This window comes from Roseibium porphyridii, assembly GCF_026191725.2.
Taxonomy (GTDB): Bacteria; Pseudomonadota; Alphaproteobacteria; order Rhizobiales; family Stappiaceae; genus Roseibium; species Roseibium porphyridii.
The window spans coordinates 1025659-1039894 of sequence record NZ_CP120863.1 but is presented as its reverse complement, the minus strand read 5'-3'; the positions used below and the strand labels follow the sequence as shown (position 1 = coordinate 1039894).

The following is a 14236-nucleotide window of genomic DNA, read 5'->3' as shown; positions in this document are numbered from 1 at the left end:
TCACCAGTCCGGCAGCAGCCAATTCAGGCCCTAGCTATCAGGCCGCCAACATGCGCTCGACTTCCTGTACAAGATCCTTCAAATGGAAGGGCTTAGACAGGACTTTCGCATCTTTGGGCGCATCCGATTCAGGGTTCAGGGCCACCGCTGCAAAGCCGGTGATAAACATCACCTTCAGGTCCGGATCCAACTCCGTTGCGCGCCTTGCAAGCTCAATCCCGTCCATCTCCGGCATCACGATATCGGTCAACAGCAGAGAAAAGGGTTCCTCGCGCAAACGTTCGTAAGCGCTTTTGCCGTTATCGAAGGACACAACATCATGGCCGGCATTTTCCAGCGCTTTCGCCAAAAAGCGGCGCATGTCATTATCATCTTCGGCTAGCAGGATACGCGACATCGTTTATGACCATTTGCCTTCATTTTTGATACCCGGAGCGAAATCGAGAGCTCCTTCTGCCGGTTATAGCCCGAATTCCACAGAATGATAGCCAGAATTGGTTCTCCTAAGCTTTTGATATCAACACTGTGGACTGCGTGTTGATTCCTTGGCACCATGGGCCGACTTGTCATAGGGGCAATAATCGGAACCTGGCATTTGACGAATAAGAAACCGCCCTCCTCGCAAACGTCTCTTGAAGCCGACTTCAACGGCTATCCAGCGTTTGATGTACTTTGCCCTGCTGATCAGCGCCTGCCGTATGTTTTCAATTCACCGCATTCCGGCCGGCAGTATTCTCAAAGTTTCCTTGCGTCGTCACGTCTGGATGAAAAATCCATCAGGCGATCTGAAGATGCCTATGTGGACGATCTTTTCGCACACGTTGTACCCATGGGCGCACCGCTTCTGAGAGCTCATTTTCCTAGGGCATATCTGGATGTGAACAGAGAGCCATACGAGCTCGATCCAAAGATGTTTGACGGTCGATTGCCGTCCTATGCAAATGTCCGCTCCATTCGGGTGGCAGGAGGCCTTGGGACAGTTGCCCGGATCGTGAGTGAGAATCACGAGATTTATCGGCACAAGTTGCCTGTTGAAGAAGCCCTCAGACGGGTCGAGGAAATTTATAAGCCCTATCACTCGACGTTGCGACGGCTGCTCGCGCAGACTCATGTCACCTTCGGCTACGCAGTGTTGATCGACTGCCATTCAATGCCTTCAAGCATCAAATGCCAGACGACCGACAGTCGGCCCGATTTCATTCTTGGCGATCGCTATGGAACCAGCTGCAGTAGCGATTTGACGGAATATGCCTGCACGATCCTGCGAAACCTTGGCTACAGTGTCAGCCGGAACAAACCTTATGCCGGCGGTTTCATCACGGAACACTATGGCAGACCGGCAAGCGGGCTGCATGCGCTTCAGATAGAAATTAACCGTGGTCTCTATCTGAACGAGGCCACGCAGGAGCCTTCAGCCGGGTTCGGCCAGCTGTTCGACAACTTGAGGGCCTTCGCCCTAGAGCTGACAGCCATGCCGGATGCTGCCTTGCCCGCAGATTCGATCGCTGCCGAATAGCCCTGGACAAAAAAAGAGGCCGCACTCAAATGAGGCGGCCCGAGTCTAGGGAGGAAACGCCCAAGGAGGGCGATGCAATACAATGTATCGCACCGCAATAAAATCGCATTGCACCGCACAAAGGTCAAGCCCAATGCGGTTCGGAATCTGATCAAACAATATGCAACTAAACCGGTTTTGCTGAGGCAATTTTCAGCAGAAACGGTTATACAGGCGGCAAATTAGCACTTTTCAACCGATTTACCCCTCATCCGGGAGCCATGAATGTCAGACGGGTTCAAAGCCAGTACCAACACGTTTGCGCCATTTCTTGACAAGCTTGCGGACGCGGCAAGCAGTGCGATCATGCCGCATTTCCGGCAAGGGTTTGCTGTCGATAACAAATGGGACACAGGATTTGACCCGGTCACCATCGCCGACAAGAACGGCGAAACGGCAATGCGTGCCCTGATCAACGACGCATATCCCGATCACGGCATCCTGGGCGAGGAGCACGGACCTGAAAATCTCGATGCTGAAAATGTCTGGGTACTCGATCCGATCGACGGCACGAGGGCCTTCATCACCGGACTGCCGACTTGGGGTACCCTGATTGGTCTGAAGACAGCTGGCCGGCCCAGTCTCGGCATGATGGTCCAGCCTTATATCGGTGAACGTTTCGGGGGAGATGGCAGCATTGCCTGGTATCAGGGCCCGCTTGGTCAGATGTCTATCAGGACCCGAGCTTGCGACAGCCTGGAGGCGGCAACCCTTTTCACGACAACCCCTGCGCTCTTTACGGAGATCGAGCGACCCTTATTCGACCGCATTGAGGCGTCTGCGCAGCTCTCTCGCTATGGAACCGATTGCTACGCCTATTGCATGGTGGCTGCCGGTCACGGCGACGCAGTCATTGAAACGGGCCTTCAGGCCTATGACATAGTCGCATTGGTGCCGATCATCGAGGGTGCTGGTGGCGTTGTGACGACTTGGACCGGAGGTGCACCTGCCGATGGCGGCCAGATTGTCGCCTCCGGGGATCCACGCCTTCATGACATATTGCTGCGAGAGTTGGCAAAGGCCGCCTAAAGCCCGGACTTTTGAAGCTCCAGTTCCACTTCCAAACCCGGGACGAATGCATCGAACGCGGCCCAGAACTGGTCACGATAGACGTCCTGCTCCATCATCAGCTCATGTGCAGCACCTGCGACTTCGACATAGGCTGTCGCTTTCGCGCGTGAAACGAAGTCTTCGATTTGAGGTGTTGATACGATCCTGTCGGCCCCTGCGGCCAGGATCAGGCATGGCAGCTTTATGCCGGGACCTGCATCACGTTTGCGCAACGCCAGCATGGTGCGCGCCGCGGCCGCCAACCAGCCCATGGTCGGTGCACCGACGCCAAGTTCCGGTGCCACCTCAAGCACCTTGTTGAACCTCTCAAATCGCACTTTGTCGGAGGTTTGTCTGTTGGTTTCGTAGGGAACCAGGATCTTGCCGTTGCCGCCTGGAACAAAGAGACGTCCAAGCCCGACCATTGAAAAAATCCGTGCCATCGGAAACCCGACGTTTTCAATCAATCCAGAAGTTTTGGGCGACAGCGCTTTCAGGGGCGGTTTACCAAGCAGACCAAAGGTCAGTTTTCTGACAAGCCAACGGCGCGCGGCAGCAAGATCAGGCGCCCAGGCGCCGGATGGGATCCCAAGCAGGGGCGCTGTAATCACTGCCCGGTCAAGCATGGTTCGAAGCCGCTCTGAATCAGACAGAACAACCAACCCTCCCGTCGAATGCGCCAATGCGAAATGCGGTCCCGGATAAGTTGCCAACGAAACGTCTTTCAGAACCGTGCGAAGATCGAGCCGATATTTCTTGAAATTCGAGACGTGTCCCCGCCTCGGATTGCGGGTCACGCGCTGCGAACCGCCTTGACCGCGCCAATCAAATGAAACGACGTTGAAACCTCGGTCCCGTAGATCCTCGATAACTTCAAAATACTTTTCGATAAATTCCGCCCGCCCCTGCAACAGCGTAACAGTACCTTTGCGCGCCGATCCTCTTGCAGGCCAGTGGGCATACCGGATTTTGATACCGTCCGCTGTGTCGACAAATCCTGATTGTGTTCCCTCAGGGACTGGATTGTCAGGATGATTGAAAAGGCTCATGCGGCCCCTTTTGAAAAGCTAAGGCAACGAATGACTGTGATAGCGGTCTTCGCCGTGGCTCACAACATACTTCAGGCCGGCCCCGTGGGACCGGCCCTGAAAGCCAAAGATATTCACGGAACATTACCAGCGATGTTGCCAACCCCAGTGCGCACGGTGGCCTCCAACCGGGCGGCTCCGGACGATCTGCGCTGATCTTGAATCAACAACCAGACGGAACTTTTGACCACCCCAGGCACGGGCTTTGACAATATACATCGGGCCGCGGCGATCCAGGATCCGGATTTTGTGAAAGCCGCGATGACGCAAGCTGCGGCGAATCTGTCGAGGACCCATCTCGTGGTACCCCCAACCACGGCGGTCGTCCCAGCCACGCTGGCCGCGATGTTTCTTGTGCTTGCGGTGATCAACTTTCACAATCAGCTCGGATTGTGGTTGATGGATCTTTATGCCGCTGGCCAGAGGAGCCGCATTGGCAGAGGAAACAAGACCGGCGGATACAAGCAGAACGGCACCGGCGATCGGGGCAGAAAATTTCGAAAGAGTGGCAAGCATTTTTCATCTCTCCTGACTGAGCCGCCAGCGCCGTGCTGACGTTGAGCACAAGATGCACCCTGCCACTTGAACCCAATCGGAAGGCTCCGTTCATCCGCCATTCATCTGCAAAACGGGCCGCCGGCAAGCCTCTTGAAATGAAAAACCGGAATTCCCAGATTCCCTATTGCAGGCGCCACTAACGGGTCTGCAGCGCAATCCTGTCCCGCCAAGATGGGGGAAGATGGAAAGCACTATGAAGTGAAGTAACCGTTGCTCAAAGAGAGGACACTACACATGCGTCACTTGGATTTTTCTCCGCTATATCGGTCCACCGTCGGGTTCGACCGTTTGTTCTCAATGCTGGATTCTGCCGGCAGCGAAACCCCCAGCTATCCGCCCTATAACATTGAACGCACTGGCGAAAACACCTACCGCATCACCATGGCGGTCGCCGGATTTACCGAAGACGAACTCTCGGTTGAAGCCAAAGAGCACGTTCTGACAATCAAGGGTGAAAAGGCCGACGAAGACACTGACCGCGAAATTCTTTATCGCGGCATTGCATCTCGCACATTCGAGCGCCGTTTCCAGATCGCCGAACATGTCCGTGTCGATGGCGCAAGCCTCGAAAACGGGCTGCTGCATGTCGATCTCGTTCGTGAGATCCCTGAGGCAATGAAACCGCGCAAGATCGATATCACGAGCGGTTCTACCAAGCAGATCGAAACAACCGCTCACTAATCTGCTGAAATCGCTTGCGAAAGCCTGCTGCGAGGCGCCTGGAAACCCGGGCGCCTCTTTTGCTAGCGTCGCTTGACCACCAATGTTCTGAAAACCTCAACGACCGCTCAAACGGTGCCTGCAAGGACACTCAAGAACGCGTCTACATCAGCCTCAACGGTGGCAAAACTCGTCACCATGCGCAGACAAACTTCATCCTCGGAAGGATTGCCATCGCCTGGCAGATCATCGGCCGGCCATTCATAGAGTTTCGCACCAGCGGCCTCCAGCGCCTCAAACTGCCTGCGTTTGAGAATCGGAAAGACCTCGTTTGCTTCCACCGGACAAGCTGTGCGGCCGCCGATGTCCCGAATGCCTTCAGCGAGGCGCAACGCCATTGCATTGGCATGCGCGGCTGTCGCCATCCAGTTGCCGTTTTCGAAGTAACCCTCAAATTGCGCAGCCACGAACCTGTTCTTGGAAAAAAGGTGCCCGCCGCGTTTTCGGAAATACTCAAATCCCTTTGCCGCTTCCACATCGAAGAAGACGACGGCCTCCGCACACCAGCAACCGTTTTTCGTGGCCCCGAAGGAAAGTACGTCGACGCCTGCCTTCCATGTCATGTCAGCCGGTGAGCACCCGAGCGATACAAGCGCATTGGCAAACCGTGCGCCGTCCATATGCAACGGCACACCGCGTGAGCGGGCGACACTCTGGATCGCCGCAATCTCATCAAGCGTATAGACGGTTCCCCATTCGGTGGCCTGCGTCAATGAAACCGCCGCAACCTGGCCGTGGTGTACAACGCCGTCGGGATATGCCGCCATTGCATTTTCCAACGCATCGGGCGTCATTTTACCGAATGCGCCTGGAACGCCGACCAACTTGTTGCCGCCGGTCATGAATTCGGGACAGTTGCACTCGTCTACCTGGATATGCGCTGTTTGGTGGCAAAATATGACGCCGCCAGGTTTCGCATATGCGGCCAATGACAACGAGTTTGCAGCGCTCCCGGTAGCGACCTGATAGACGGCCACCTCCCGTTCGAAAATTTCACTGAATGTGTCGGAAACGCTTTCGGTGAGAGGATCGGTGGCATAGGCCGACGCGAACCCACTATTATGGCGGGTCAGTGCCGACATCACCGCCGGAGCTGCACCCGCCCAATTGTCGCTTGCAAAGTTCATGTGCCGGTTTAATCAGGTCGACTTCCAACCGGCAACATGAATTATCAGTCGTAGTACATTTCCCGCTTGCGGTAGTAGGAACCGAGCAGCCAGTCGAGCGAGATCACTCCAGGACCCTTGAGGGTCGGAACGAGCAGCAGGAAGATCCACAACAGCCGGTCGTCAGAGATGATCGAATAGGGTTCGCCATCAAAGAGCGCGCCGATTGTCTTGGCGTCTGCGCCGTGCCCAGTGATGTCCACGTAGGTCATGACGATGATGAAAACGATCATGCCAAGGCTTGCAAAGCGCGTGAACAAACCGACGACGACGAGCAAGGGCAGAATGAATTCGCCCCAGGTACCCAAAAGGACGATGAGCCCATACGGAAAGAAGGCAATCTGGCTGGTGTCGTAGCTGACCTGTTCCATCAACTGCGGCAGCATTTGCGCGTACGCGCCTGCAGTCGGTGTGAAAATATTGGCAACACTTCCACCGATCTTGGTCAGTGCTGAGTTCCAAAAGAACTGGAGCAGAACGGCAGCAAAAATGAACCTGGAGGCAAGTCCCAGAAACCAGCCGTTCGTCAGGCGCTCAATCGCGCCGAACACCATTGTGTACAATCGTACGAAGAAACCAATCAACGCACCCATAAATTCCCCCTTCCTGTATCGAACCTCGCCCCTGTTCCTCAGGCTACGTCGAGATCCGCAAATGCTCCAGTTGAAAGACAGTCCGAAAGACAATCAGACAGTGAAAAGTTTTCTGCGGCTGTTTGAGCGGCTTCAGCGCCCTCAGCCAACGTCGCTCCTTCGAAGAGCGAACCAACGAAAATATCTGCTCCAGGACGGAGCAGTAACATATCAACGCTCAATTCAGGTCGGGTGATCAGCACGGACTGAGCCAGTTTCAGGTCAATCTGAATTTCGGCATTCGGATCGAAGCGATTCGCGCGCGCCAGATCCCAGACAGGCCAACGTGAAGTAACGACATGTGCTGCCGGATGCTTTCTAAACCGGACGGCACCAACCGACTGAGCGTCCACAGAGCTCAATCTGGCTGGGTCAAGCGGAACCTGGTCAGCGGCATGATAGGCTTGCAACCAGGCCCATTCCAGGCGGGCTACGTTGGCAAGATAAGGGTAGGTTGCCAGAGGCGGAAAGCTTTCGACGAAGTCCGCGAATTCGGACCCATAGTGCAGCAACACCGGCGATTTGGGAGGGTGTGTAGTGACGAACGCACGCGCAAGTGCGTTAAAATAGTCTTCGCCGAGCAGGTTCTCAATTGCCGGAAAGGTTTCCCCGAGCGCGTCGCACAAACTGACAACCACATTGTTTCGATAAACGCTGAAGCGCTTGGGAGCTGTCTCGCCGTCGGGCCCGACAAGACCCACGGGCGTGCCACTCCCGGGATCGAATAGAGCTTCGCAGAAAGTCGTTTCATCGACTTTGTCGCTGATCGCCATCGCGCACATATCAGCCTGCACGCCGAATGCTGGCTTGGCTGTTGTTAGCAAGGATCCGGTCAGCTGCCTGCGCCTCGCACATCAAAACCGGCCAGACGGGAACATCATTGTCCCATTCGATCAGGGTTGGTATGGCTCCGGTGCGGGCAATCAGGTGCTCATAAAGTGTCCAGACAGCCTCATCGACTTCCCTGTCATGGGCATCGATCAACAACGGACGTCCTGCATCATCCTTATCGGGTGCATGACCACCGAGATGGATTTCGCCCACGGCGTCGATGGGAAATGCGTCAAGGTAGTCCAGCGCAGATCTCTCATGATTGGTGCAGGAGACATGGACATTGTTCACGTCAAGCAGGAGACCGCATCCGGTTCGGCGCGTAATTTCTTTTAGGAATTCCAGTTCGCTCATGGTGCTTTGCGCGAAGGCAACGTAGGTGGACGGGTTTTCCAGGAGCATGCGGCGCCCGACAGTTTCCTGAACCTCGTCGATATGGTCGCACACCCGATCAAGTGTTTCCTGATCATAGGGAACCGGCAACAGATCGTTCAGATAAGTGGTTTCGTGGGTCGACCAGGCCAAGTGTTCGGAAAAAAGACCTGGCTCGTAGCGTTTGTTCAAGATGGCCAGACGCTGAAGGTGATCACGATCGAGCGGCCCTTCGCCACCAATCGAAAGTCCGACCCCGTGAAGGGACAGAGGGTATTTCTCCCGAATTGCCTCCAGCTGGCGATGCGGCATGCCTCCATCGCCCATATAATTTTCCGCATGGACTTCAAAGAAACCGATATCTGCGGACGTCTCGAGTATCTCGGCAATATGTTCAGCCTTCAGGCCAGCTCCGGCTCTTGCCGGGACTGAAGCATCGATCCGTGTCAGGTTCTGGCTTGGGCTGTCTGGAAACATGATGAGCTCCATAGGGAGACTTGGTTGTCAGGCAGACGGACGGTGACCCGTCTGCCTGAAATTTCTGCCGAATATCGGCGCTGTCAGCCTGACAATCAGGCTTCAGGAAGGTCGCGGTTAAGCTCAGTCAGAGAGCCTTTTCGGTCGCCCGGCAGTTCCATGCTGACGCATGTGCCTTTTGGAACCAGCGTCCAGGCATTGCCTTGATAATCGACCGTTGAAGTGCCTGCGCAGGTCGTACCGGCACCGGCTTTACAGTCGTTCTGGCCTTTCAGGGAAACGCCATAGCATTTTTCTTTGGCCTGCGCATGAGCCGGGGTGGTCGTGGTGGACAGACCTGCAACAGCTGTTGCGACGGCACCTGCGACGATTGCAGCGGACATAGCCTTATGCTTCATTTCAAACTCCTCTGGTCGAACCTTATATCCAGTATTGGCCAACGCTTAGCGGCGAGCAGCGCGGCTCAACCTGTACATGAGCATATTGCTGATAAATAGGAAATCAAACGGCTGTGACTATTTTGCGAGCACATGCCCACAAAGATTACCAGACGCAAGAATCTTACACAAAACACCTCGCATTTGAGCTATCCGGACACATGGAACTTTTTGCGCGAAACAATTATAATGCGCGCAACAAGAAACACTCTTGCTCCTGACTGAGAAATCTGTCATGTTCGCGCCGCCTGAAATAGGACAGGGATACTGTCCCAATTGTTGCGGTAAATCCGGACCTGCGGTAATGAACGGGCTGGAGCAATGATCAGGATGACCATTCGTGGAATCCAAATGGATCTGCGAAAAGCGGAATGAAAATTTCCGGCAGCGGTAACGCCGCTGCGTCAATGCGGCGGTTTGTGTTAAGAAGCCGGCGCGGTAAATACAACGACAGAGCCGGGGCAGCTAAGCCAGGGTTCGCCGAGCCGCATTCTTGATGGAATGCGACCCGAACGAAACCGGACGCTTCAGCCACGGCGGCACTGGGGTAAACAGTGAGGGCGCACATGACGATTAAAGAGCTGACGACCAGCACAGCCATGCAAGCCGGGCGCGCGGACGAAAAAACCGCTGCGACCGCAACACTTGCCGAACGACTGGGCACGGCCGCCGACAAAGGGCTCTACAATCCGTCGCGCGAACACGATGCCTGTGGCGTGGGTTTCGTTTCCCACCTGAAGGGTGTGAAATCGCACAAGATCGTTTCCGATGGATTGCAGGTTCTTGAGAACCTGACCCACCGCGGTGCGGTTGGTGCAGATCCGCTCATGGGCGATGGCGCTGGCATGCTTGTGCAGATCCCGCACGCCTTTTTTGCAGAAGAGATGGCAAAGGCAGGCACGCCTTTGCCGGCCGAAGGCGAATACGGTGTGGGCTTCGTGTTCTTGCCGCAGGACGACGCCCTTCGCGCCAAATGCGAAGAAATTGTGGATCGTGCCATTGCCGAGGAAGGCCAGGACATGATCGGCTGGCGCGATGTGCCGGTTGACAATTCCTCGCTCTCAAAGGCTCCGGATATCGCCGCAACAGAACCAGTATCCCGGCAGCTTTTCATTCGCAAAGCGGCAAGCGACGATCAGAACGCCTTCGAACGTCGTCTTTATGTATTGCGCAAGGTGATTTCCAACACCGTACGCGCTGAGACCGATGCTGTCTCCAAGGGCTTCTATATCGTTTCCCTGTCGAGCCGCACGATCGTTTATAAAGGCATGTTCCTCGCCTACCAGCTCGGTGCCTATTATTCAGACCTGAAGGACGCGAGATTCACCTCCGCTCTCGCTCTAGTCCACCAGCGCTTCTCCACGAACACATTCCCGTCCTGGGATCTCTCCCATCCCTATCGGATGGTAGCCCATAACGGCGAAATCAACACGCTTCGAGGAAACGTCAACTGGATGGCCGCGCGCCAGGCATCAGTCTCCTCAACACTGCTCGGCGATGATATCTCCAAGCTCTGGCCGATCTCCTATGAAGGCCAGTCGGATACCGCCTGTTTCGATAACGCCCTGGAATTTCTCGTCATGGGCGGCTACTCGCTTGCACATGCGGCGATGATGCTGATCCCGGAAGCCTGGGCGGGCAACCCGTTGATGGACGACAACCGGCGGGCTTTTTACGAGTATCACGCAGCCATGATGGAGCCGTGGGACGGTCCGGCTGCTGTTGCCTTTACCGACGGTCGTCAGATCGGTGCGACACTGGACCGGAACGGCCTTCGCCCGGCCCGTTACATCGTCACCGACGATGACTTCGTCATCATGTCCTCTGAAGTTGGCGTGCTGCCTGTCGATGAAGAGCGTATCGTTCAGAAATGGCGTTTGCAGCCAGGCAAGATGCTGCTCATCGATCTTGAGGAAGGCCGCATCGTCTCCGACGACGAAATCAAGCGCCAACTGTCGACTGCCAATCCCTACAAGGACTGGCTGCATCGCACTCAAATCGTTCTGGAAGATCTGCCGGGCGTTCGCCAAAGAGCTCCGGTTGCCGGGGAAAGTCTGCTCGATCGTCAACAGGCCTTCGGCTATACGCAGGAAGATATCAAACTTCTGATGACGCCGATGGCGACCGTTGGCCAGGAAGCCATTGGTTCGATGGGCACGGACACGCCGATTTCGGCGCTCTCCGACAAGTCAAAGCTGCTGTATACCTATTTCAAGCAGAATTTTGCGCAGGTCACCAACCCACCGATCGACCCGATCCGTGAAGAACTGGTGATGAGCCTGGTGTCCTTCATCGGTCCGCGCCCGAACATCTTCGATCTCGAAGGCCAGTCGACATCAAAGCGTCTGGAAGTCCGTCAGCCGATCCTGACGAACGAGGATCTGGAAAAGATCCGTGCGATTGGCGACATCGCCGACAACCAGTTCTCCGCGAAGACGCTCGACACGACCTATAGTGCCGAGAAAGGCGCTGACGGCATGGAAGGCGCGCTCGATGAGCTTTGCCAACGCGCTGAAAAAGCGGTTCGAGACGGCTACAACATCATTATTCTGTCCGACCGACTGATCAGCCGGTCCAGGATTGCCATCCCGGCGCTCCTGGCAACGGCTGCTGTTCACCACCATCTGATCCGCAAAGGTCTGCGCACATCAGTTGGTCTGGTGGTGGAGACCGGTGAAGCGCGTGAGATTCATCACTTCTGCGTTCTGGCCGGCTTTGGGGCTGAAGCCATCAATCCTTACCTGGCCTTTGAAACTCTTCTTTCCATGCACATGGAAATGGACTTCCCTGAAGAAGTCGACCAGTTCGAGGTTGTTGAGCGCTACATCAAATCGATCGACAAGGGTATCTTGAAGGTCATGTCAAAGATGGGCATCTCGACCTATCAATCCTATTGCGGCGCGCAGATATTTGATGCTGTCGGCTTGTCCTCGGACTTCATCAAGAAATACTTCTTCGGCACCGCGACCATGATCGAGGGCATCGGCCTTGATGAAGTCGCGGAAGAAACGGTACTGCGTCACGCTGAAGCTTTCGGCGATGTTGCCATCTTGAGACGGTCGCTGGACGTGGGCGGTGAATATGCTTACCGCACACGCGGCGAAAGCCACATGTGGACGCCGGACTCCATCGCCACGTTGCAGCATGCAGTACGCTCAAACTTGCCGGACATGTACCGTTCTTTCGCAAAGCAGGTGAACGAGGAAAGCGGTCGCTATGCCATCCGGGGCCTTTTCCGCATCAAAGGCGCTTCGGAAATCGGTCAGCAGCCGATTGAGATCGAACAGGTCGAGCCGGCAGAAGCGATAGTCAAACGCTTTGTGACGGGCGCGATGTCCTTCGGTTCGATCTCCCGCGAAGCACATTCGACCCTCGCAGTCGCCATGAACCGGATTGGCGGCAAATCGAACACGGGCGAAGGTGGTGAGGAACCCGAGCGTTTCAATCCGCTGCCGGACGGTTCAAGCAATCCGCAGCGGTCCGCGATCAAACAGGTGGCATCGGGACGCTTCGGCGTCACCACAGAGTATCTCGTCAATTCCGACATGATCCAGATTAAGGTCGCTCAGGGTGCAAAGCCTGGCGAAGGTGGCCAGCTGCCGGGTCACAAGGTAGACGCGGTCATCGCGAAAGTGCGCCATTCCACACCTGGCGTTGGATTGATTTCACCGCCACCGCACCACGACATCTATTCGATCGAGGATCTGGCGCAGCTCATCTATGACCTGAAGAACGTCAATTCCGCAGCTGATATCTCCGTCAAGCTGGTATCGGAAGTGGGTGTCGGCACGGTTGCGGCAGGTGTTGCCAAGGCCCGCGCGGACCACATCACGATTTCCGGTTACGACGGCGGCACGGGTGCATCCCCGCTGACTTCCATCAAGCATGCCGGTTCTCCATGGGAAATCGGTCTTGCAGAGACACAGCAAACGCTGGTGTTGAACGGCCTGCGCTCGCGCATCGCGCTGCAGGTGGATGGCGGACTGCGCACCGGACGGGACGTTATTATCGGGGCATTGCTCGGAGCCGACGAATTCGGTTTCTCAACTGCACCTCTGATTGCGGCTGGTTGCCTGATGATGCGCAAGTGTCACCTCAACACCTGTCCGGTCGGGATCGCAACCCAGGATCCTGTGCTGCGCAAGCGCTTCAAGGGCACGCCTGAACATGTCATCAATTACTTCTTCTATGTTGCAGAAGAAGTCCGTGAATTGATGGCAAGCCTTGGCATTGCCAAACTGGACGATCTGATCGGTCGGTCCGACTTCCTCGACAAGGACGCAGCTCTCGAACACTGGAAGGCCAAGGGGCTCGATTTCTCGCGAATCTTCTTCCAGCCTGAAGCCGCTCCTGAAGAAACACGCTGGACCGAGCGCCAGGTGCACCCGATCGACGACATTCTCGACCGCCGCCTGATTGCGGCGGCAGCTCCCGCGCTGGAAAGCAAGGAGCCGACCGTCATCGATGAAACGATCTGCTCCGTCGACCGTTCTGTCGGTGCGATGCTGTCCGGCGAGATAGCCAAACGCTATGGCAACAAGGGTCTGAAAAAGCCTGACACCTTGAAGATCAACCTCAAAGGGACTGCCGGTCAGGCCTTTGGTGCGTTTGTCGCACGCGGTGTAACGATTGATCTTGTCGGCGATGCCAATGACTATGTGGGCAAGGGGCTTGCCGGAGGAAGGTTGATCGTCCGGCCACCGGAAAACACCCGTATTGTGGCCGAAAACTCGATCATCGTCGGGAACACGGTGCTTTACGGCGCAACGGAAGGTGAGTGCTATTTCCGTGGTGTTGCTGGTGAGCGGTTTGCCGTTCGCAATTCCGGCGCCATCGCCGTCGTTGAAGGCGTTGGCGACCACGGTTGTGAATACATGACCGGCGGTGTGGTTGTCGTTATCGGTCAGACTGGCCGTAACTTCGCGGCAGGAATGTCCGGTGGCATCGCTTACGTTCTGGATGAAGACGGTTCCTTCGGTACCCGCTGCAATCTGGCCATGGTTGATCTGGAGCCGGTGACAGAAGAGGACGACCTTCTCGAGAAGCTCCATCACCATGGCGGCGACATCGAGCATAAGGGGCGTGTTGACCTGTCCTGCGACATGACGCGCCATGATGACGAGCGACTGCGGCAAATGCTGACCAAGCATGTGGAGTATACCGGCTCGACCAAGGCGCAAACCATCCTGGACGACTGGGCCACCTACCGGCCGAAATTCGTCAAGGTCATGCCCGTTGAATACCGCCGCGCTCTCCGGGAGATGGAGGAGCAACGGCTTGGAATGGTCGCGGCTGAATAATCAGGCACTTGAACAAACAGGCTCTTGGCCAACTGAAGCGGTCAATCGAG

Annotated in this window: 12 protein-coding genes; 4 read left to right on the top strand and 8 right to left on the bottom strand. The window is 55.9% G+C overall.

Annotated features, from left to right (window positions below; genetic code table 11):
- Positions 1-37 precede the first annotated feature (37 nt).
- A complete protein-coding gene (cpdR, locus tag K1718_RS04915) occupies positions 38-397 on the bottom strand; it encodes a cell cycle two-component system response regulator CpdR (protein WP_055677766.1) in 360 nt (119 codons plus the stop codon).
- Between the two features lie 198 nt (positions 398-595).
- On the opposite strand from cpdR, the gene K1718_RS04910 reads away from it, so the two are divergent.
- Both K1718_RS04910 and hisN read left to right on the top strand, forming a co-directional pair.
- Entirely contained in the window at positions 596-1516 is a 921-nt protein-coding gene (locus K1718_RS04910) for an N-formylglutamate amidohydrolase (protein ID WP_371419569.1), read from the top strand.
- 264 nt (positions 1517-1780) lie between these two features.
- Positions 1781-2584, top strand: coding sequence for a histidinol-phosphatase (gene hisN / locus K1718_RS04905; RefSeq protein WP_265682753.1), 804 nt, complete (start codon positions 1781-1783; stop codon positions 2582-2584).
- Here the strand turns inward: hisN and K1718_RS04900 are convergent.
- Together K1718_RS04900 and K1718_RS04895 are read right to left on the bottom strand one after the other, a co-directional pair.
- Complete coding sequence (locus K1718_RS04900; protein ID WP_265682751.1) at positions 2581-3654, bottom strand: alpha/beta fold hydrolase; 1074 nt, start codon at positions 3652-3654, stop codon at positions 2581-2583. The genes hisN and K1718_RS04900 overlap by 4 nt on opposite strands.
- Before the next feature lie 123 nt (positions 3655-3777).
- On the bottom strand, positions 3778-4209 hold the full coding sequence (locus K1718_RS04895) for a hypothetical protein (protein WP_152499864.1): 432 nt from the start codon (positions 4207-4209) through the stop codon (positions 3778-3780).
- A gap of 276 nt (positions 4210-4485) precedes the next feature.
- Between K1718_RS04895 and K1718_RS04890 the strand changes: the two genes are divergently transcribed.
- Complete coding sequence (locus K1718_RS04890) at positions 4486-4932, top strand: Hsp20 family protein (protein WP_265682750.1); 447 nt, start codon at positions 4486-4488, stop codon at positions 4930-4932.
- A gap of 107 nt (positions 4933-5039) precedes the next feature.
- On the opposite strand, the gene K1718_RS04885 is transcribed toward K1718_RS04890, so the two are convergent.
- The 5 genes from K1718_RS04885 to K1718_RS04865 form a co-directional block, all read right to left on the bottom strand.
- Positions 5040-6098, bottom strand: a complete 1059-nt coding sequence (locus tag K1718_RS04885) for a threonine aldolase family protein (protein ID WP_265682748.1) — start codon at positions 6096-6098, stop codon at positions 5040-5042.
- A 44-nt stretch (positions 6099-6142) separates the two neighbouring features.
- Positions 6143-6730 (bottom strand): DoxX family protein, encoded by a 588-nt coding sequence (locus K1718_RS04880; RefSeq protein WP_152499861.1) that lies wholly within the window; start codon positions 6728-6730, stop codon positions 6143-6145.
- 38 nt (positions 6731-6768) lie between these two features.
- Positions 6769-7551 carry an HvfC/BufC N-terminal domain-containing protein gene (locus K1718_RS04875; protein WP_265682747.1) on the bottom strand — a complete coding sequence of 261 codons (783 nt, stop codon included), beginning with the start codon at positions 7549-7551 and terminating at the stop codon, positions 6769-6771.
- A 1-nt stretch (position 7552) separates the two neighbouring features.
- On the bottom strand, positions 7553-8449 hold the full coding sequence (gene bufB, locus K1718_RS04870) for an MNIO family bufferin maturase (RefSeq protein ID WP_265682745.1): 897 nt from the start codon (positions 8447-8449) through the stop codon (positions 7553-7555).
- A 95-nt stretch (positions 8450-8544) separates the two neighbouring features.
- A complete protein-coding gene (locus K1718_RS04865) occupies positions 8545-8847 on the bottom strand; it encodes a BufA1 family periplasmic bufferin-type metallophore (protein WP_265682744.1) in 303 nt (100 codons plus the stop codon).
- Between the two features lie 605 nt (positions 8848-9452).
- Here K1718_RS04865 and gltB point away from each other — a divergent pair.
- The gene (gene gltB / locus K1718_RS04860) at positions 9453-14186 is read left to right on the top strand and encodes a glutamate synthase large subunit (protein WP_152499857.1); all 4734 of its coding nucleotides are present in this window, start codon (positions 9453-9455) and stop codon (positions 14184-14186) included.
- Positions 14187-14236 lie beyond the last annotated feature (50 nt).

Excerpts from the sequence above, each read along its gene's own strand:
- gltB (WP_152499857.1), top strand. The coding sequence starts at position 9,453 with ATGACGATTAAAGAGCTGACGACCAGCACAGCCATGCAAGCCGGGCGC.
- K1718_RS04885 (WP_265682748.1), bottom strand. The coding sequence starts at position 6,098 with ATGAACTTTGCAAGCGACAATTGGGCGGGTGCAGCTCCGGCGGTGATG.
- cpdR (WP_055677766.1), bottom strand. The coding sequence starts at position 397 with ATGTCGCGTATCCTGCTAGCCGAAGATGATAATGACATGCGCCGCTTT.
- K1718_RS04880 (WP_152499861.1), bottom strand. The coding sequence starts at position 6,730 with ATGGGTGCGTTGATTGGTTTCTTCGTACGATTGTACACAATGGTGTTC.
- bufB (WP_265682745.1), bottom strand. The coding sequence starts at position 8,449 with ATGTTTCCAGACAGCCCAAGCCAGAACCTGACACGGATCGATGCTTCA.
- K1718_RS04875 (WP_265682747.1), bottom strand. The coding sequence starts at position 7,551 with ATGTGCGCGATGGCGATCAGCGACAAAGTCGATGAAACGACTTTCTGC.
- K1718_RS04900 (WP_265682751.1), bottom strand. The coding sequence starts at position 3,654 with ATGAGCCTTTTCAATCATCCTGACAATCCAGTCCCTGAGGGAACACAA.
- K1718_RS04865 (WP_265682744.1), bottom strand. The coding sequence starts at position 8,847 with ATGAAGCATAAGGCTATGTCCGCTGCAATCGTCGCAGGTGCCGTCGCA.
- hisN (WP_265682753.1), top strand. The coding sequence starts at position 1,781 with ATGTCAGACGGGTTCAAAGCCAGTACCAACACGTTTGCGCCATTTCTT.
- K1718_RS04895 (WP_152499864.1), bottom strand. The coding sequence starts at position 4,209 with ATGCTTGCCACTCTTTCGAAATTTTCTGCCCCGATCGCCGGTGCCGTT.
- K1718_RS04890 (WP_265682750.1), top strand. The coding sequence starts at position 4,486 with ATGCGTCACTTGGATTTTTCTCCGCTATATCGGTCCACCGTCGGGTTC.